This window comes from Martinezella lusitana (assembly GCF_016901135.1).
In the GTDB taxonomy this organism is placed as follows: domain Bacteria; phylum Pseudomonadota; class Alphaproteobacteria; order Rhizobiales; family Rhizobiaceae; genus Rhizobium; species Rhizobium lusitanum_D.
This window is the reverse complement of sequence record NZ_JAFEVL010000042.1, coordinates 176,507-195,399: the sequence shown is the minus strand read 5'-3', so window position 1 is coordinate 195,399 and position 18,893 is coordinate 176,507. Positions and strand designations below refer to the sequence as shown.

Here is an 18,893-nt window from a genome sequence, read left to right as displayed (position 1 = left end):
CAGGCGCCATCCTGGCGCCCCGACGTCGTGCCGCTTAACGGCGGCAAGCATCAGATATGCCAGCATCTCCGTTACAGTCCGGTAAAGGCACGATGACGCTGCTTCTATTGGCTGCGGGCGGATGCTGCGCCGTTGTCGCCGGCGCGCTGCTTGTAGCTCCCGTCTGCGGCATGTCGCCCTGCCCATCGGGGAGCGGCACGCGCGGACCAATCATCGGCGGCAGCACTGGGGCGGCCTGCGGCTGCGGCTGTACGGCGACCGGCCGGCGCGGAACGAAGCGGCGTGCTGCCACTGGAGCGGTCTGGTAGCCTATGCTGATCGGGGGAGTGCGATAGGCGGCCGCGTCAGGATAAACCGGCTCGCCGGGCTTGCCCAACAGGGCATCGGCACCCCGCGGAGCTCCGAACGGGTTCAGGGGTGCGCCGTCGAAACTGCCGGCGATCGTGTAGCCGTAGACTGTGCCCAGCAGTTGGCGCTCGGTCGCGTGTGCGTCGCAAAGCCTGAGCCTGACCTGCACCATGCCGAAATTGCGCTGCTCCACCGGCGGAGAAAAGCCTGCCTGGATCTGCTGCCAGGCATAGAGACAGGTGTCGCCATTTCTGCTTTGGCCGGACGCATAGCCGAACGGTCCGTAGCTGTTCTGCACGAAGGTCGCCGAGCGTGCCAGCCGTACACCGGGCACGGCGGATGCCATCTCGCGGGCTATCGCGAGGTCGCTGATCGTGTTGTACGGCCTGCTGCCGAGCCCTGGATTGGATCCCGTCAGGCCGAGAAACTGAACCTTGAGAAAATTCTGGCCGGGTACGGAAGACGACGTCGAAAGCGAGATCGTCTGCTCGACATCCTTTGCATGTCTGCGCTCGACCACATTCACGATCGCCGGACCGCCGGGAGGTGGAAAGGCCAGCGCCTTGTCATTGTCGACCGTTTCGACGCCGATCGACTGCCTGATGTGACCCGTTGTCGTGCATCCCGCCGTCAAGCCGGCTAACGTCATTAGCGCTATCGTTTTAAGAAGGTGCATCTTGTCGGGTCACGGCAAAGTGTTTCTGTGTTATATCATCCGCTAAATTGCGCGGTGGAGCTGGGAATCAAGTCCTTGTATTTGATAACACGAATAAGCCGGATTATGGTTAACCGCCGGTTAATGCCGGGGATTGAGGTGCCGGATAACGGCATGAAGTTCAGCCGGGCGTGACATTCGTCCAAGTTTGCACCGAGGAGAGCCGCGAAGGCTCGCGTGCACGCCGCCTCCGTTGTAGGCAAATGCATGAAATTCGAGCTTTATTTCGACCTGCGAAACGCAATCTGAACAGCCCTGTTCAAGGCGACCGGAAGAACCGACATGTGGTTCTCGCCGGGATATTCCTCGAATATCGCCGTCCCTTCGAACGACGCCGATGTTGCCCATCGCTGCGCCATGTCACGGGCGAGTTCGATCGTGCGAGTTTCCTTGGCGCGTTCCTGCCTCTTGTGCTCATCGGGCGTGCCCTCGTGGAACGGCGCGAGCGCTTCTCCCTCGTATTCACCAGCGGAAAGATGCAGCTCGATATCGAGGGGAGCCTCAAGATTGTCCATGAGGGCTCTTTCCGCCGCAAGGATCGCTGCGTCTTCCCAGAAGATCGCCGGGCTCGCCGCAATCCAGCGGCTGAAGGCGTGTGGTTTCGAAAACAACGCATAAAGGGCGAACAAGCCGCCGAATGAGTGGCCGAAAAGCGCCTGGCGTGACCGATCGACCGGAACCTGGCTTTCTACCCAGGGCTTCAGTTCGTCTTCGATCAGCTTCAGGAAACGTTCTCCTCCGCCTGTCCTGACATCCGGCGCGCCAGGGAAAAATGGCGGATAGGTCCGCCCAGGTGGCGGGCTCAAATCCCAGGAGCGCCTCAGCGGATCGTAGGGTTCGTCCGACGGGTAGCCGATAGCGACGATAATGCCTTCACAGATATTGGTTCCGTTCGGATAGGCCGCCTGCACTTTGAGCGCGTCGACGGCGGTTGCAAAGCAGGCATTCCCATCCGTCAGATAAAGAACCGGCCACCCTTCGGGCGGGGGCGATTTATCGGGTCGATAGAGAAAGATCCTGTGTGGCTGATCGGCGTTTTCGAAGGTGAGATCGGCAAATGTTGCGCCGGCAAGTGCAACAGGCGTCAGCGGGACCGCTGCATTGAGTGATGACGGGTGAGGCATGGTCTCTCTGGGCGATCGAAGGGCGGGTGCGGCGCAAAAGGGGCCGCTGCTTCAAAAAGATGATAAAATTCCTCATATTATGAGAATCGAGATTTGCCAAGCAGATCAGGAGCTTCAACCGCGTAATTTTACGGTGTGTGTCTCTTGGAGGCAACTTTGGTGCGTCAAAGATCCGATATCGATAAAAAAGATGACTATTAAAGTCATGTATTCTTGACGACGGCGGCGCCTGCAATCTAATTTGCGCCATCTTTTGCAGGAAAGGGTAGGCGAAAAGAGAACATGGGACAGACATTATATAATAATATCAATTATTTGGAAAGAAATTCATTTCGATTGGGGCGCGCTGCCACAGCACTTGTCACCCTGTTTGCGCTGAGCGGCAATGCCTTTGCCCAGGATTCTGCAACCAGTGAGAATGCGGGCGGCGCGACACAGCTCGCTCCGATCGTCGTCAGCGGCCAGTCGAGCGGCACAAGCGACAATAAGACAGTCGCAGCCAAGGAAAGCCGCGGTGCCACGAAGATCGATACGCCGCTGGTTGAAACGCCGCGCGCCGTTTCGGTGGTCACCAAGAAGGAAATCGAGGAGCGCGGCGCCCAGAGCATCATCGAGGCGGTGCGCTATTCCGCCGGCGTCCAGACCGGCATGAACGGCTTCGACCCGCGTTTCGATCAGATCTTCATCCGCGGCAACAACATCACGACGACGGGCGATTTCCGCGACGGCTTGCGGCAACCCTATATGAATTATGGGATGTTCCGCACCGATCCCTATGCGCTGGATCGGGTCGAGGTGATCAAGGGGCCGGTATCCGTGCTCTATGGTGCCGGCTCGCCGGGCGGCATCGTCAACAAGATCTCGAAGCTGCCGACGGAAGAGACGATCAGGGAAGTCGGGGTTGTCTACGGAACATCGGACCGCGCCCAGACCATGTTCGATTTCGGCGGCCCGGTCACCCAGGATGACGATAGCATGCTGTACCGGATCGTTGGCCTGGCGCGAAAGGGTGACACCAATTTCGATATTGCCGACGATCGCTATTTCATACAGCCGTCCTTTACCTGGAAGCCGGACGATTCCACCACCTTTACGGTCTATGGCTCGGCGCAGGCGGATGAGACGGATGCCAATGTGGGCGCGATGGTCGGTCCCGATGGCAATATTCTCGATCTGCGCGACAGCGATCCCGACTATGACTACCAGAAGACCCGCCAGCAGCAGGTGGGCTACCAGTTCGAGCACGAGTTCGACGGCGGCTTCACCTTCCGCCAGAATCTTCGCTTCTCTCATATGGATCTGAGGGCTCGCTATCTCAGCACCTATAGCTGGACCGGCACCGTCGCTCATCGCGGCGCGACCGCTATCCGGGACTCGATGAATGTCTTCCAGGTCGACAACCAGCTCGAATCCAAGTTCGACACGGGCCCAGCCTCGCACACCATGCTGTTCGGCCTGGACTACACCAACGTGAATTCGTCCTTCGGCTACGGCTTCGATGCGACCACCAGCGCCGCCTATGATTTCGACATCTCCAACCCGACTTACGGCGTTTCCGGCCCGACGCCGGACTATAATTACAGCCTGGTCAGCGCCAGCATGCGGCAGGTGGGCGCCTATGCTCTCGACCAGATCGAGCTAGACAAGTGGCGCTTCACGCTTGGTGGACGGCAGACCTGGGTCGATCAATCGAGCGACACGACTTTTGTTTCCTCTGGAACGAGCACGTCCGAAAACATCAACAACAAGGCGTTCACCGCCCAGGCCGGCGCGCTCTATCTTTTCGACAACGGCATTGCGCCTTTCACCAGCTATTCGACCTCCTTCGATCCGGTGACACAGCGGTCGGCATCCGGCAGCATTCTGGATCCCACGAAGGGCAAGCAGTATGAGCTGGGTGTGAAGTACCAGCCGCCGGGCACCGATATTCTCTTGTCCGCCGTTGCCTATCACCTCGTCGAGACGAACAAGCCCGTCCTGGTCAACCCCCTGACGCTCGTCTATGCCTCGCTCGGCGAGGTCACCAATAAGGGCATCGAACTGGAGGCCAAGGCGACCGTTGCCGACGGCCTGGATGTGATTGCCGCCTACAGCTACAATCACTCGGAAATCACCGGTGGCGACGACGTCGGCAATACGCCTTCGATCACGCCGAAGCATATCGCCAGCCTCTGGACGAATTATGCCTTCCAGGAGGACACCGTCGCCAACGGCCTGACGGCCGGCGCCGGCATTCGCTATACCGGCGAGACCTATACCAGCACCGCCAACACCTCCAAGAACGACGCCAGCTTCTACCTGGACGCGGCCCTTTCCTACGACTTCGGGGCCGTCGACAAGAAATACAAAGGCCTGACGGCATCCCTCGACGTCCGCAACATCGCAAACCGGCGGCTGACGGTCTGCGACAGCGGCTATTGCTATTTGGGTCAGGGTCGCAACATCACCGCGTCGTTGAAGTATCGGTGGTAAGTGATTGGCGGGCGCTGCGCTTTGGCGTGGCGCCCGTCATCTTTCTTACGGTGAATCCGAAGCTTGGAAGCCGAGGTTTATCCGTTAAGACACTCAGTATGCTTGCCGGCTTATTGAAGCGGATCGTTGTGATTCCACAGACCAAAACCTGCCAGCGAATGGATAGAAAGCGCCTGCTACGCCAAGACCGCGCTCTAACGTGATGCTTTTTGTCGCTGCAAGTGTTCCAGCCTGCGTCACGAGACTGTGTCGCGAAAGACAAGGAGCGACGGAAGCCAGCTTCTATTGGTCTTATGCCGTCCTACGCCGCTTCATCAGCAGCACGAGCAACAACGGCGCACCGACCAGTGCCGAAACCAGCCCCGCCGGGATCTGATACGGAAACGCAATCATCCTGCCGAACCAGTCCGCGAGCACCATAAGCCCGCCGCCGGCAAGGGCCGCTCCGGCAAGCTGGGGGGCTGCTCGTCGCAGTCCCAGTTCTCGGGCGAGATGCGGGCCCATGAGGCCGATGAAGCTCAAGGGGCCGACGACGAGTGTGGCGGCGGCGGTCATGGCGGCGGCAAGCGCGAAGAGGCAGGCGCGAGTAAGATTGACGCGGATGCCGATTGCCTGCGCTGCTTGTGATCCCAATGGCAGAAGATCAAGCCAGCGGCGGGCTAGGAATGCCAGCGCGAGGCCCGTGGCGGCGACAATCGCTGCGGATATTGCCTTGGGTATATCAACGAGATAGGTCGATCCACTCATCCATTGCATGACCGTCATCGCGCGCGGATCGCCGCTGGCGGCAAGCACGCTGATGAAGGCATCCAGCATGGCGCCGAGGGCGATGCCGGTCAGCAATACCCGTTCCGGCGCGAAGCCGGAACGCATGCCGAAGGCGAAGATGGCAAGCAGGACGGCGAATGCGCCGATGCCGCCGAAACCGAGCTGAGCGGCCATGCCGGGTGCGGGCAGGATGAAGAGCGCAGCTGTTACGCCGATGGTGGCGCCGGCCGAAATGCCTAGCACTTCCGGGCTTGCCATCTCGTTGCCGCTGAGGCGCTGCAGGATTGCGCCGACGACACCGAGCATCGTTCCGGCGGCAAAGGCGCCAATGACGCGCGGCAGACGATAGGGCAGTACGTCGGGCCAATTCAGATAGGCAAGGACGGTCCATGCGCCATCTGGCGCGCGTCCGAAAAAGATTGCGCCAGCGAGCAGAGCGAGAAGCCCGATGAACGTCGCGAAGAGCAGATTTCGCGAGGTGTGTGCAGTCCGGTTCGGAGTTTGTGACGGGGCAGGCACATTGCGTTGCGTCGCCTTGAGCCGGGGGAGCATCAGGAGAAGCAAAGGAGCGCCGAGGAGTGCGGTGATGGCTCCCGTCGGCAGGAAGGTCGAGGATGCTCCGGAGAGAAGCACCAGTGCCTCGTCGGTCAGAAGCAGCAATCCGGCGCCGATGAGAGGGGACCAGATAAGCTGGCTCTTCATCTGCCGCGCGCCGGAAAGCTGCGCGATCCGGGGGGCGATAAGGCCGATGAAGCCGATGACGCCGACGGCGCTGGTCACGACAGCGGCCAGCATGATGGCAAGGCAGACGGCAGCAATACGCGTCCGCTTCACCGACAGGCCGAGCCCGCTGGCGCCGCCGTCGCCAAGTTCTATGAGCGATAGCGGCCGCGCCATCAGGAAAGCGGCGATGGTGAGAATTGTGATTTTCGGAAGGAGGGAGAGGGGGATGGTCCAGCTCTGTTGCGCCAGCGACCCGGCACCCCAGATGAAAAGGCCGGAGAGGTAGCGGTCGTTCATCAGAACGAGGATGGCAGCGAGCGCGCCGCTCCAGACGCTGACGATTAGCCCGGAGAGCACGAGTGCAAACGGCGAAAAGCCTCGTCTTGCACCGATCAGGAAAACGACGGCCGCTGCCACGGCACTACCGAACAGAGCGACCGCATCGCGACTGAAGCCCTCAAGCGCCGGAAAGGCGAGCATGACGGCAACGAGCGCCAGGTTGGCGCCGGCGGAAATGCCAAGTGTAGAGGGTGAGGCAAGCGGATTGCGCAGCACTTGCTGCAGCAAACTTCCCGATAGCGCGAGTGCCGCGCCGGCCAGAAGCGCAGTCGCGATTCTCGGCAGCGTCGAATAGACAAGCAACAGGCGCTGCGGATCGTAACCGGCGTCCTGCACCATCAGGCGCGAAAAATCCGGCGCGAGCTGATGCCAGACGAGCAAGCCGGCAAGCACCAACAGCGTCAGCGCCACGGCGGGGGCGCCGAGGGAATTGTTTGCATTGCTGCGTATCATGCGAGTTTTTCCAGATGATCGAGCAGAATGCGGGCGAAGCGCTCTGCCTCCTGAACCATGCCGAACATCAGCGTGCCCGGCAGTACCGAGACTCGACCCGCCTGGACGAAGGGAAGGCTGGTCCACAGAGGGCTGTCCTGCAGATTGTCGAGTATATTTGGCGGAATGAGGGGTTCGAAGGCGATCAGGCGCAGGCTTTGATCTAGCGTTGCCAACTGCTCCAGGCCGATCGTTTCGAAACCCCAGAAATTGCCGGTTCCTGTCCAGGCGTTCCTGAGGCCGATCCTCGTCATGACGTTCTGATAGAGGCCGGTGCCGCCATAAATGCGGGCGTGGCGCTGATCGACGAAATTGACGAGCGTCAGCGGCGGCGGCTTGAGCTTATTCACCCGGCTGGCGCAATCGTCGAAGAACTGTTCGGATTGCGTCAGGAAATCCTCTGCCTGCTGTTGACGGCCGATGGCGGCGGCCAGCAGCCGAGTGGCTTCGATGGAGCGTTGCAACGCCTCGCCACCTTCGGCATAGATCGTGAGCTCCATGATCGGCGAAATCGCTTCCAGGCGTGGCTTCAGGGGAGCGAGATAGGGTGTGGTCAGGATCAGCGCCGGTTTCAGGCTTGCCAGGATTTCGAGATTGATCTCATTGGTGGTGCCGAGATCGACGACCCCGGCCGGCATTTTCGGCTCGACGACCCACCTGTCCCAATCGGCAAGCGAGGCGATCGCCGCGGGTGTGACGCCGAGCGCCAGCAGCGTCGAGGCCAGGCCGTAGTCGAGCGAGGCAATCGGTCCGGACACTGCCGCGCCGGCATATCCCGCGCGTGGAATGGCGAGGAGAGCCGCGGCCGCAAGAAGCGCGTTGCGGCGTGATAGCCTCAACCCGTCGAAATGATCCTCAGATGACATAGGCGAGCGGCGTTCCGTGCACCGGATGAGCCGTCACGCCCATATTCGTGCCGTAGATCGTATGCAGCGTTTCGGCTTTCATCAGGCTGGGCGAGGGGCCGGCGGCAATCAGGCGCCCTTGTTTCAGCGCATGCAGGTGATCGCAGAAATGCGCGGCGACATTGATGTCGTGCAGCACGAGGATGACGCTCAGGCCCTTCGTGCGGCAGAGCTCTCGCACCAGCCCGAGGATCTCCATCTGGTGCGCAATGTCGAGTGCCGAGGTCGGCTCGTCGAGGAGGAGACAGCGACTGTCCTGCGCGACCAGCATGGCGATCCAGACGCGCTGGCGCTCGCCGCCCGAAAGCGTGTCCACCATCCGACCCTTCAATGTATCGACATGCGTCAGCACCATCGCGGTCTCGACCTTCTCCCGGTCAAGATCGGTGAAGCGGCCCAGAGCTCCATGCCAGGGATAGCGCCCGCAGGCGACGAGTTCCTCGACGGTCATGCCGGCGGCCGATGTGGTATCCTGCGGCAGATAGGCGACAGCGCGGGCAAAGGCGCGCATGTCGTAGGAGGCGGCGGAGACGCCATCGAACAGGATCCGTCCGCCTGTCGGCTGGATCTGGCGTGCCAGCAATTTGATCAGGGTCGATTTGCCGGAGCCGTTATGGCCGATCAGCCCTGAGATCTCGCCGGCATTGAAGGCGAGATCCAGCGGATGAAGAATGGTCTTGCCATCGACGTCGAAGCGGAGGCCCTCTGTCGTGAAGACGGATACCGGATGCTGGCCGGCTTGTGGGATGGTTTCGTGTTTCATGGTCGTTCCTGCTGAAGCATCATGGCTTCGTGATATCCTGATCGCCTTCAATTGGCGGCCGCTAGCGGCTTGACGAAGAAAAGGCACGGGTGGTCCTCGTGCCAGAGGGTTGGGAACACTTCGGCACGGATGAAGCCGTTCCTGTCATAGAAGGCGCGCGTCGCATCATATTGCGGCTCGTCCTTGCCGCGCGGCGCAAGCGTCTTCACCGTCAGCAGCTTGCAACCAGCGGACCGGGCGAATTGCTCAGCGGCGGCAAGCAGCCGCTTGCCTACGCCGCTGCCATGGTGCTGCCGCCGGGTGGCGATGACCAGGATTTCCATAGCGGCGGGAGGATGAGCCTGTATCGCAACGAAGCCGGCGACGGAGCCTTCGTCGAGACAGCCAAACATCGGCAAGGTTTCGACGGCTTCCGCACATGCCTCGATGACCTCCGGTTCCGTGAACCAGTCCGTCAGCTCCGACATGATGGCACGGCAGATATCGCCCTTGGATTCGGTTATTTCGATAGCTTCCTGCATCTGTTCTTCCTTCCCGGCTGGCAGCGTCATTCGGCGCTCCCGTGTCAGGCTCGCATCTCCGGGGAGCGTGGTGTTCTGGTCCGCCTGTGATCGCGAGGCGCGGCAAAATCCTGATCGGCCTCGAGCGATATTGCAGCGAGGCAGCGTGAATGCGCCTCTCTCAACAGGCCGCAAACGAGGGCGCATGAGACGCCGGCCTCCTTGGCGATGATGTTTTGCGGAACATCCTTGAAATAATGCTCCTCGTAAAACTTGCGTGTCCTCGCAGGCATGGCCTCGACTGTGCAACGGAAGGCTTTGTATGCCTCGGCCTCGTGCAGATGCTCTTCGGGGCTTCCGTAGGCCGACGTGTTGCCGCCGACCTCTTCCTCGACGAACAGGCCTCTCTCATATCGCAACCGTCGCATGTGGTCTGTCGCCAGATTGCGTACCATGCGCATCACATAGGGGGCCGGTGCCGCTATGTCCTGCTTGAGCGGTTTGGAGACCAATTGCAGGAGCACCTCCTGCACGACATCCTCGGCCAACGTCATGCTACCGGTGATCCGGCGCGCGATGGAGAGAAGCTTGGGATAGGCATGAAGGGCTGTTTGAAGTTGCTCATTGGAAGTCGACTGCGAAGTGTTGGCAATCATGTCGGGCTCTCGCTGAAATCCAAAGTTGCATTTCGGTGTGCCCCTCTTTTTCAGCGCACCGTATAAAACATGATAATGATAGTCAAGATAAAATCTAAAGGCTGGGAAACATCTTTCGTTGCGCCGGTTAGTGATATGATTTTATTTTAATTTTAAAGAATCATGGATGAGGCTTCCAATGTCTTGATGCTGTTGCCAGACCGGTTCGGGTAGCATTTGCGAGGCCGCGACAGCCCATAGGAAGTTAGGTGCATTTTCGCTATGGCAAGAGCCGAAGCGGATGAAATTAGCTTCATGGAATGGCCGATTTGACATATTTTCGGTTGTATCCGCCGGCTCGAGCGCGATGTCCCTCGGGTCATCAAGGAAGCCGCGGCCACGGCACTTCAATGCAGCCTCTTTTCGAACCCAATATGAGAGAAATGTCTTGTGTTGTTGCTCCGGCGGCTGTCGCTGGATGTCGTCGAGTTCCCGCTCGCAGAGAATCAACGGCATGACTTCGAGCGCCTCCGTTTCGGAAAGCCTGCCCGGCTGTTCGATGTCGATGCCGACGCGACCGCCGCGACAGACCGCGAGGGCAACCCTGTCTGTCGTATGGGAAAGATTGAAGTCGATATCGGCATGATCGGGCAGATATGGCCTGCCATATGGCGTAAGCGAGATGGTGAGTGCCTGCGGTGCGCAGCCGACCATCCTGCCAATAATGCCGCGGCAGAGAAGGCGTCCGGCGATGAACAAGCGCGCAGCGTCGCGTGACCGAAATGCAGCGACGCGCGCTTTTTCCGCGTCGCTCAATAGAGCGGTGGAGACATCAAGCCCGTCGCGCAGATACAGGCTGTGAAGCTCGATCTGCGCGATCTCTTCTCCCTTTGGCAAGGCGGGCATCTTATTCCGCAGCCTGCCCCAGATGCGAGGAGAGCTCGGATGAATGCCCCTGGGTTTCCCATTGGACGATGGGATCGAGTTGACCGAGATCGAAATGCTCGCGGCCAAGCAGTGAATTGGCGATGACGGCGCTGCGCCATGCGGCAAGGCTGAGCTGCGGTTCCGCAATCCCGTGGCTGTGGCGTCCGGCATTGAGGACGAAGATGCGATTTTCGCGCGGGCCGTCCCATGCGAGCGAGAAATCGCTTTCCAGCACCGGCTCGCCGATGGAGTTCAACTCGATGCGGTTCTCAAGCGAATGCAGGAATTCGGGAAGGACGAAGCGATAGCCGGTGGCAAGCACGATCATGTCGACGGCCAGCGTCTCGACGCTGTTGTCGAAGCCATTGCGCATGGTGAGCGCTATCTCGGGGCCGTCGTATTCGGCCGCGATGACATCGCGGAAGGGGCGCAAGGATATGCCGTGACTGGTGCCGCCGGCCGCTTCGAGTTTCCTCTCATAGAGTCGCCGATAGAGCTTTTTCAGGGTCGAGGCGGAGACGCCGTCGCTCGCAAGCACCTGTCGGCGTGTGTGGGTGAGCCGCAGCTCCTCGGGAAGCCCATGGAAGCGCTCCATGTAGCTCGGCGTGAAGAGTTCGTTGGTGAAGGGGGTTGCATCAAGCGGCTCGAAATTCGGCCGGCGGCTGATCCAGTGGACCGACGAGACGGCGTTCAGATCCAAGAGGGCGTCGACGATCTCCGCGCCGCTCTGGCCGCCGCCGATGACGGCAACGCGCGGGGCTTTGACGTCGCTGAGGCGCATGGCGGCTTCGCTGCTGTGAAAGGTCATCGACTTTGGCAGTTGCTCGGCCCAGATCGGGCGTGCCGGGATCTTGCCGACGCCGACGGAAAGATTGCGGGCGCAAACCGGGCCGTCATCAGTGGCGATGGAGAAGAGACCGTCATTCGCATGGACTTCTCGCATGCTTGCACCGAAACGAAGCGAGGTCAGGCCGCGTGCGACCCACGCGAGATAGTCAGCGAACTCCTTGCGGGGAACGGCCTCATATTCCGCATTAAGAAACTGGTAAAAGCGTTTATGTGCAACTAGATAGGAGAGAAAGCTCCACGGGCTGGTCGGGTTGGTGGCGGTCACCAGGTCCTTGAGAATGGATGTCTGCATTTCCGCGCCCGGCAGCATCATTCCCGGATGCCAGGCGAAGGCCTGACGCCGTTCGAAGAAGCGGACCGAAAGTTGCGGTATGGAGTCGAGCTGGGCGGCAAGGCTGAGGTTGAACGGACCAATTCCGGCCCCGGCGAGGTCGAGCACGTGCGATGTCATGATGCAGCTCCAGAGAGATGTCGATTAGTTGTTCTTGCCCGTGGGCAGGATGGTCGGCGCAAAGGCATGGTCCAGCCGTCGGGCGAAGCGCTGGTGGAATGGCGTCTTGCCGATGATCGTCAGATGGTTGGTGCCATTGACGATCTCGGAGGCCGTGGCGTTCGGCGAATAGCGGCGCCAGTCGATGACGTTGAGCGCGCGCGTCAGGGAATCCTCGGCCGCGAAGGCGTGGATGCGGAAATCCGAAGGCGCGAGGCGGTAGTTTCGGAAGATCATCGCGTTGTCGACCAGGATCCAGAACGTGTGCTCCTCGGAGCCGATGTCCGGACCGTCAGACGGCAATTTGACGTTATGCTTGACGATATGGTGGAGGAACTGCTCGTAAACCTCGCCATCCATCGCGGCAAAGAGCCTCTTCCAATCCTCGCGCATCGGCGTCGTCGCGAGCCAGGTTTGCACGGCGGCATGGGTACGGTCCCTGATGCCGTCTTCAAAGCGCGGCATGACGCCGACGGTGAATTCCTCGTCCATGTCGCAAACATCGACCATGCCGATCATGCGCAGGTCGATGTCATTACCGAGCTGGCGGGCAGCTTCGTAGGCAAGAAGCCCGCCCCAGGACCAGCCGAGGAAGGCGCAGGGCCGACCCTTGGCCTTTTTGCGCACCGCTTCCGCATAGCGCGCCGTGATGTCCTCGACGCGGGTGCTGAGCGTCTTGGCCTCGGTCAGCGAATAGCAGATGAAGCCTGTCGCCGGCTGTTCCGGGCCGAGATAGTCAACCAGACGCATGTATTCGCGCGTCGAGACGAGGAGGCCGGGGAAGCAATAGAGAACCGGCCGGTCTCCATTTCGCCGGAGATAGACGACATCGACACCGGTCTCGTCACGGCTTCCCTCGATGGCAAGCGCCAGATCGCGGATGGTCGGATGATTGAACATGTCGGCAATCGAAAGCGGCCATTCGGGATGGCGCATCTTCAGGCGCGAGACGATGCGCACGGCGGCCAGCGATTGTCCGCCGATATCAAAGAAATTCTCGGTGACGCCGATATCGCCGATGTCGAGAATGTCCTTCCACGCTTCGAGGATTGCCTTTTCCTTCTCGCTTGCCGGTGCGACCAGTTCGCGTTCGATGCGAGGTGCGGGCAGGGCGGCGCGGTCCAGCTTGCTGTTCGGCCCCAACGGCAGCCTGTCAATGATCATGATGGTTTGCGGGACCATGTAGTCGGGCAGGGCGGTCATGGCGGCGCGGCGCAGTTCAGTAACGCTTAGGCTTTCGCCCTCGCGCGGAACCAAATAGGCAACGAGCGAGCTGCGCCCACCCTCATTGTGCAGCAGGACGACGGCTTCGGCGACGCGCTGATCCGACCGCAGCACGGCCTCGATCTCGCCGGGCTCGATACGGAAACCACGCAATTTGATCTGATGATCGATGCGGCCGGCGAATTCGACGATGCCGTCCCCGCGCCAACGACCGAGATCGCCGGACTTATAGAGTCTGCCGCCTTGCGAAAAGGGATCGGGAATGAAACGGTCCGCCGTCAGTTCCGGCTGGCCGAGATAGCCGCGTGCAAGGCCGCTGCCGCCGATATAGATCTCGCCGATCACGCCGACCGGAACGGGCGCGAGGTCGGCATCGAGCACATAGATGCGCCGGTCGCCCACGCCGCGGCCGATCGGCGCGACCGTCCCCTCGAAGCGGGTTCCCGCCGGGATTTTCCAGATCATCGGCGTCATGATCGTTTCGGTCGGCCCATAGCCATTGATCAGCATCTGCGCATTGAGGTTCTCGGTGATCATCTCGAACACCGCTTGCGGCAGCGCCTCGCCGCCGAAGGAATAGAGCCGCAGCCGCGGTATGTCGCTATTCTCACCCGCATATTCGGCAAGTCCGCGCACGTAGCTGGTGGGAAGGCTGGCATTGTTGACGCCGTGCCGCTTCATCATCGCGAAGGCATCTTCGGGCGTGGCAAGCTTGTCCTGCGTCAGCACCACGCCGCCGCCCGCCATCAGCGGCACCATCCAGCGCTCATGCCCGCCGTCGGAGGTGAAGGGCAGAACCGGATATTCGCAGGACACCTCGCTCATTTCGTAGATGCGCAGGGTCGCCTTGCAATGATGCGCCAGGGGACCGTGTTCGACCGCGACCCCCTTCGGCACGCCTGTCGAGCCGGACGTGTAAATCACATATGCAAGCTGCTGTGGGGAAATGGCGGTGTCGGGCGCCTCGCTGTTTTCCGACGAGAGATCGGTTGCGTCGAGATTAAGGAACGGCGTGGCGATATCGCCCGGCAGATTGGCGATGTGCCGCGTGCGGGAGATGACGAGCGACAGGCCGGGAGCGGTCAGGATGTGGCGGTTTCGCGCTTCGGGGTGATCCGGCTCGACCGGCGTGAATGCGCCGCCTGATTTCAGCACAGCAAGAATGGCGATGATCGCATCGATCGACTTTTCGAGCGCGATGGCGACGCGCTTCTCCGGTCCGATCCCCAAGGAGATCAGGCGATGCGCCAGCCGATTGGCCGCTGCCTCGAGCTCGCCGTGCGTGACCGATTTTTCCCCCTGCACCACGGCGAAGGCATGCGGCCGCCGTCCGGCTTGTGCGGAGATGACCTCGTGGATAGGCACTCCGTCATTCGGCTCGGGCGCGTCGGGATAGGGCGCGGACAGCCTGTCCAGCTCTTCCGGCGAAACGAATGGGATGCACTTGATCGACTGGCCGGGGTCCCTGCCCAGCCGGGCAAGAGCAATAGCCAGATCGTCCGCAAAACGGGCGATCTGCTTGCACTCATGCTTTTGCGGATCGAAGCCGAAGCCGATGCGGAGCCTATCCTTGGAAATTTGTGAAACGGTGACGACCAGCTCGGCATCGCGGCGCGCCGGCGGCTCGACGAGGCTGCGGATCGGGGTCCCATCGGTGCCCGATTCCATAAACTGGAGCGGCGGCCGTACATCGAGAAGCGTCTTGACGAGGCCGGTGGTGTCAAAGAATTCGTCACGCCGCAGCAAAGCATCGGCAAGAGCCTCAAAGGGCAGGGATTGTCGGCCGACGATTTCAATTTCCTCGACGAATGTCTTGCGGACATCCTCAAGCCCCGTGGCGCCATCCAGTTCCGCGGTGAGGATCAGCACATCCTCGCTGCGTGCGGCGATCACCGGCGTCTGTGGCCGCGTGACCAAACCGATCCTTTGGGTGCTGTATCCGGTGTGGCGACGGAGGGCGATGCCCAGCGCGGCAAGAATGTCACGGGACGTTTCAGCGGTCGGCTGTGCTTGCGCAAGGTGTTCTGGGGCGGGCACCTCCACCAGATGCTCGAACCATGCCTCATCGACTATATCCCTTCCGGCGACCGCCTGCGGTGGGAGTGAAGCGATATTCTCCTGTGCGGTCAGGCGCTGGAACCAGAAATCGACAAGTTCCGGTGCTGGATTTCGCGGCACGCTATTGCCGATCAGCCAGGATGCTGCGTCCGGAAGCGTGGTTTCAGCAACATCAACCGACACATTGGTGCTGCGGATATTACGCAGGAAATCCTTAGCAAGCAGATCGAGCGTTGCTGCGTCGGCAAGGACGGCGTGGAGGGAAAATACTGCGCCGACAGCTTGCTCGTTCCTTGACAGGAGAATGAAACGGGCGGGATTGCCGCTGGCGAGATCTATGGAGCGCTCTCGTTCCGCCGAGGCGGCTGCTGCAAGCGCCTCGTCCAGACGGTCATCGGCAGCCAAATCCGCCTCGATGACATCGACATGACGACTATTCTTCAGGATCTGCTGCACAGCGCCGCCGGCTCGAGCCTCGAATTCCGATGTGATGAGCGGATGTTGACGCGAAAGCGCAGCGAGACCCTCGCGCGCTACCGCAAGAGCGATTGGAGGGAAGGCGATGGCAAGAATTTGCCGCCCATAAATGACCTCGTTGCCCGTCTCCGATAGAAGCCAGATTCGCGACTGTGTCGGCGATAGCGAGCATTTCGCGACGTGATCGGAGTCATCAACCGCTTTGGCATTCGGGTCATGAATTGTCATTTCTTCGCCGTTCTCCTCGAAGATGCAGTAGTACATGGTCGGAATAGTGAAATAGAATAGTGTATATATCTCCATAGTTGTAATAACTATTTAGTTTAATTCTCTATCTATATTACATTTCCGGTGTCAATGAATCGGAACTCTCCATGAATTACATTGACGCAGCTCCATAACGAACGACATCGGCGGAAATTCAGAAAAATATCAAAAAATATTTTCGGAAAATATTTTGAATTTCGCGAGGCGCCATTCGTCACTGCGGAATTAGCGCTGTGTGCGACCTTGCCGATTCCAATGACGCGCGGTTTCGAGAGATGGAGAAGAACTATGGATGCTTCCGTAGCGATGAGGAGCGAAACGATGGCGACGCAGTCATTCGATCTCCGTCTGCCGGCGGCAGGCGTTGCGAGCCATGCGCTCGCCTGCGGCCAGCCGCTTCTTGTATCGCCGGGACGGACGCCGGGCAGTTTCCGCGTCGAATATCACGAAGTGGAGGTGGCCTCGGGTTATCTGTCGGGTCCCGCTGCCAACCTGCTGATCTTTGACACTATATCCGCTGCTACGTCGCGGGTTGCTGTCGACGATATCGTCAAGGCCGTGCTGGAAGCCGTCTTGATCTGCAATCCGCAATTGGGCTGTGTCGAGGTCGAGATCGCAGACGCTAGCCTTGCCAGTCGTCTGCTGAGCTCCGGCGCTATCGAGCAGCGTGGAGACTGCCTGATCGGGCGCCCCGAAACCTTCTTTCAGCAAACGAAGCCCTGGCTCGGGAGCATTCCTCACGCCTATCCGGAGGTGCAAACCCTGACGAACGACGCCCTTCATCCGCAAAGGCCGCCGAAGCCGACGGGTCGAGTCTATAATCGTTTCATACCCTGGCTGAACACCCAGCTTGGATTTCACGTCGCCGATGTCGAGGCCGACCTTGAGCATTTCCATCGCTGGATGAACGATCCTCGGGTGGCCGCCATATGGGAAGACAGCGGCGATCTCGCCTATCACCGCGATTTCATTGCCGGCCGCCTTGCCGATCCGCGCACCTTGCCGCTGATCGGGACTTTCGGCGGCGTTCCCTTCGGCTATTTCGAACTCTATTGGGCCAAGGAAGATCGGATCGGACCGCATTATGACGCTGACGACTATGATCGCGGCTGGCATGTGGCGATCGGAGAGGATGACTTCCGCGGCAAGGCCTTCGTCAGCGCCTGGCTGCCGTCGCTGATGCACTACATGTTCCTCGCCGATCCACGTACCCGGCGTATTGTCGGCGAGCCGATCCATCATCACAGCCAGCAGATCCGCAATCTTGACCGCTCCGGCTTCGCCAAGGTCAAGCACATCCAGTTTCCGCACAAGAAGGCGTTGCTGGTCATGCTGCTGCGCGAGCGTTTCTTCATGGATCGGCTGCTCTCGCCGGACCTTTCCGGTCTAGCGAGCGAGGATGGTCTGCCCGTCCTCGGTTCGCTGCCACGGGATGCCGCGTGATGAAAGCATCGGTCGACATGAACGATCCGCGCATCATGCGGCTCGTTCTCACGGTCGCGCTTCCGGCCGTGGCTGGATTGGCCGCCAGCGCCGGGCATCATGCGATCAACGCGATCTTTCTTGGTGCGCTCGGGCCGGAGGTGCTGGCGGCCATCAGCCTGGTCATGCCGCTATTCCTGCTGGTTGCGGCGGCCGGCCAGGGGCTCGGCATCGGCCTCGCCACGCTTCTGGCGCGCCATCACGGCGAGGGCAATCTGACGGCCGCCTCATCGGTTGCCGCAACCGCGCTCGCTGCGACAATCCCGCTTGGTATCGTCCTCTCCGTGCTCATCTATCTCGGACTGCCCGATTTTGTCGGTGCGCTCGGCGCGGGCGATAGTCTGTTGGCGCCCGGCCTCGACTATGGACGGCTGCTTGCCTTCGGCGTGACGCTCGGGCTGCTGCAGGCGGTCTGCGATTTCATTGCGATTGCCGAGGGCAACTCGCGCTTCTCGATGATCGTGCTGATCGCAAGCTTTGCACTGAACGCCGTTCTCGATCCCGTCTTCATCTTTCTCTTCAAGTTGGGCGCATCAGGCGCCGCGCTGGCGACCATCCTTTCCGCCATGGCAGCGCTTGCCTGCTATGCCGTCTATTTCGTCCGCAGATGGGGCACGGTCCGCGTGACGCGCGGATTGGTGCGCTGGCGATTGCTGCGGCCGATGGCGAGGATCGGCGTTCCCGCCGCTGCTACGAGCATCGTGACCGGTTTCGGCTTTGTCGTGCTGATGCGTGAGGCTGCGGTCCATGGTGGCGACACCGGAGTGGCGGCCACTGCAATAGCCGTTCGACTGATGACTTTGGGTCAGCTTCCCATCTTCGGATTTTGCCTCGGGGCCCAGAGCGTCGTCAGCCATGCCTTCGGCTCCGGCGATGCGCTGCGGCTCAAAAGCGTGATCCGCATTATGCTGGCAGCAACGATGCCCGTCGCATTGCTTTATTCCATTCTGCTGTTTGCCGCTGCCGAACCGATGGCGCGCCTGTTCACCGATAGTCCGCAGGTCGTTGACGAGGCTGTAGCGTGGCTGCGCGCCCTCTTTCCGGTCTTTCCCCTGGCTGCCTTTCAGTCCGTACTACTGGTGATGCTGCAATCCCGGGGCAGGGCCGGCTTGTCCGCGCTCGTGGGGCTTGCGCCGCAAGGCTATTTCCTCATTCCGCTTCTGCTCCTGCTGCCGCTCTGGATGGGCTTTGCTGGCGTCTCCACAGCCCCTGCCGCAGCTGCAATTCTTGCCGCCATGCTCGGCCTCTTCGTCGCGCGGCGAGAATGGCTCGCCATTCTGCCCGCCGAAACCGAGGAGCAACTGACCGGCCAATCGACACTTCACCCCTGACCAA

The 18,893-nt window shown here is 60.7% G+C and carries 13 protein-coding genes; 3 read left to right on the top strand and 10 right to left on the bottom strand.

Annotation, left to right across the window (positions count from 1 at the left end):
• Window positions 1-34: 34 nt before the first annotated feature.
• Both bcsN and JTP94_RS15140 read right to left on the bottom strand, forming a co-directional pair.
• Window positions 35-1,024, bottom strand: a complete 990-nt coding sequence (gene bcsN / locus JTP94_RS15145; RefSeq protein ID WP_204851304.1) for a cellulose biosynthesis protein BcsN — start codon at window positions 1,022-1,024, stop codon at window positions 35-37.
• 260 nt (window positions 1,025-1,284) lie between these two features.
• Window positions 1,285-2,187 (bottom strand): alpha/beta hydrolase, encoded by a 903-nt coding sequence (locus tag JTP94_RS15140; protein WP_204851303.1) that lies wholly within the window; start codon window positions 2,185-2,187, stop codon window positions 1,285-1,287.
• 282 nt (window positions 2,188-2,469) lie between these two features.
• Here JTP94_RS15140 and JTP94_RS15135 point away from each other — a divergent pair, with 282 nt between their 5' ends.
• Entirely contained in the window at window positions 2,470-4,659 is a 2,190-nt protein-coding gene (locus JTP94_RS15135; protein ID WP_204851302.1) for a TonB-dependent siderophore receptor, read from the top strand.
• Window positions 4,660-4,950: 291 nt separating this feature from the next.
• Here the strand turns inward: JTP94_RS15135 and fhuB are convergent, their stop codons facing one another.
• From fhuB to JTP94_RS15095, 8 genes are all read right to left on the bottom strand, one after another.
• A complete protein-coding gene (fhuB, locus tag JTP94_RS15130; RefSeq protein ID WP_204851301.1) occupies window positions 4,951-6,942 on the bottom strand; it encodes a Fe(3+)-hydroxamate ABC transporter permease FhuB in 1,992 nt (663 codons plus the stop codon).
• Complete coding sequence (locus JTP94_RS15125; RefSeq protein WP_204851300.1) at window positions 6,939-7,847, bottom strand: iron-siderophore ABC transporter substrate-binding protein; 909 nt, start codon at window positions 7,845-7,847, stop codon at window positions 6,939-6,941. The genes fhuB and JTP94_RS15125 overlap by 4 nt, the downstream gene beginning before the upstream one ends.
• Window positions 7,837-8,649: an ATP-binding cassette domain-containing protein gene (locus tag JTP94_RS15120; RefSeq protein ID WP_204851299.1), complete on the bottom strand. Its 813-nt coding sequence runs from the start codon at window positions 8,647-8,649 to the stop codon at window positions 7,837-7,839. The genes JTP94_RS15125 and JTP94_RS15120 overlap by 11 nt, the downstream gene beginning before the upstream one ends.
• Window positions 8,650-8,696: 47 nt before the next feature.
• Window positions 8,697-9,170, bottom strand: coding sequence for a GNAT family N-acetyltransferase (locus JTP94_RS15115; RefSeq protein ID WP_204851449.1), 474 nt, complete (start codon window positions 9,168-9,170; stop codon window positions 8,697-8,699).
• Window positions 9,171-9,214: 44 nt separating this feature from the next.
• Complete coding sequence (locus JTP94_RS15110; RefSeq protein WP_204851298.1) at window positions 9,215-9,805, bottom strand: sigma-70 family RNA polymerase sigma factor; 591 nt, start codon at window positions 9,803-9,805, stop codon at window positions 9,215-9,217.
• Between the two features lie 141 nt (window positions 9,806-9,946).
• Window positions 9,947-10,690: a 4'-phosphopantetheinyl transferase family protein gene (locus JTP94_RS15105; RefSeq protein ID WP_409456610.1), complete on the bottom strand. Its 744-nt coding sequence runs from the start codon at window positions 10,688-10,690 to the stop codon at window positions 9,947-9,949.
• A gap of 1 nt (window position 10,691) precedes the next feature.
• On the bottom strand, window positions 10,692-12,011 hold the full coding sequence (locus JTP94_RS15100) for a lysine N(6)-hydroxylase/L-ornithine N(5)-oxygenase family protein (RefSeq protein ID WP_204851296.1): 1,320 nt from the start codon (window positions 12,009-12,011) through the stop codon (window positions 10,692-10,694).
• A gap of 24 nt (window positions 12,012-12,035) precedes the next feature.
• On the bottom strand, window positions 12,036-16,037 hold the full coding sequence (locus JTP94_RS15095) for a non-ribosomal peptide synthetase (RefSeq protein ID WP_204851295.1): 4,002 nt from the start codon (window positions 16,035-16,037) through the stop codon (window positions 12,036-12,038).
• Window positions 16,038-16,364: 327 nt separating this feature from the next.
• Between JTP94_RS15095 and JTP94_RS15090 the strand changes: the two genes are divergently transcribed.
• The gene (locus tag JTP94_RS15090) at window positions 16,365-17,519 is read left to right on the top strand and encodes a GNAT family N-acetyltransferase (protein WP_204851294.1); all 1,155 of its coding nucleotides are present in this window, start codon (window positions 16,365-16,367) and stop codon (window positions 17,517-17,519) included.
• Window positions 17,519-18,889, top strand: a complete 1,371-nt coding sequence (locus tag JTP94_RS15085) for an MATE family efflux transporter (RefSeq protein WP_204851293.1) — start codon at window positions 17,519-17,521, stop codon at window positions 18,887-18,889. Before JTP94_RS15090 ends, JTP94_RS15085 begins: the two co-directional genes overlap by 1 nt.
• Window positions 18,890-18,893 lie beyond the last annotated feature (4 nt).

What these genes read in the sequence shown, in the direction of transcription:
- JTP94_RS15120 (WP_204851299.1), bottom strand. Translation starts at nt 8,649, where the DNA reads ATGAAACACGAAACCATCCCACAAGCCGGCCAGCATCCGGTATCCGTC.
- fhuB (WP_204851301.1), bottom strand. Translation starts at nt 6,942, where the DNA reads ATGATACGCAGCAATGCAAACAATTCCCTCGGCGCCCCCGCCGTGGCG.
- JTP94_RS15105 (WP_409456610.1), bottom strand. Translation starts at nt 10,690, where the DNA reads ATGCCCGCCTTGCCAAAGGGAGAAGAGATCGCGCAGATCGAGCTTCAC.
- JTP94_RS15100 (WP_204851296.1), bottom strand. Translation starts at nt 12,011, where the DNA reads ATGACATCGCACGTGCTCGACCTCGCCGGGGCCGGAATTGGTCCGTTC.
- JTP94_RS15110 (WP_204851298.1), bottom strand. Translation starts at nt 9,805, where the DNA reads ATGATTGCCAACACTTCGCAGTCGACTTCCAATGAGCAACTTCAAACA.
- JTP94_RS15135 (WP_204851302.1), top strand. Translation starts at nt 2,470, where the DNA reads ATGGGACAGACATTATATAATAATATCAATTATTTGGAAAGAAATTCA.
- JTP94_RS15090 (WP_204851294.1), top strand. Translation starts at nt 16,365, where the DNA reads ATGGATGCTTCCGTAGCGATGAGGAGCGAAACGATGGCGACGCAGTCA.
- JTP94_RS15115 (WP_204851449.1), bottom strand. Translation starts at nt 9,170, where the DNA reads ATGCAGGAAGCTATCGAAATAACCGAATCCAAGGGCGATATCTGCCGT.
- JTP94_RS15125 (WP_204851300.1), bottom strand. Translation starts at nt 7,847, where the DNA reads ATGTCATCTGAGGATCATTTCGACGGGTTGAGGCTATCACGCCGCAAC.
- bcsN (WP_204851304.1), bottom strand. Translation starts at nt 1,024, where the DNA reads ATGCACCTTCTTAAAACGATAGCGCTAATGACGTTAGCCGGCTTGACG.
- JTP94_RS15140 (WP_204851303.1), bottom strand. Translation starts at nt 2,187, where the DNA reads ATGCCTCACCCGTCATCACTCAATGCAGCGGTCCCGCTGACGCCTGTT.
- JTP94_RS15095 (WP_204851295.1), bottom strand. Translation starts at nt 16,037, where the DNA reads ATGACAATTCATGACCCGAATGCCAAAGCGGTTGATGACTCCGATCAC.
- JTP94_RS15085 (WP_204851293.1), top strand. Translation starts at nt 17,519, where the DNA reads ATGAAAGCATCGGTCGACATGAACGATCCGCGCATCATGCGGCTCGTT.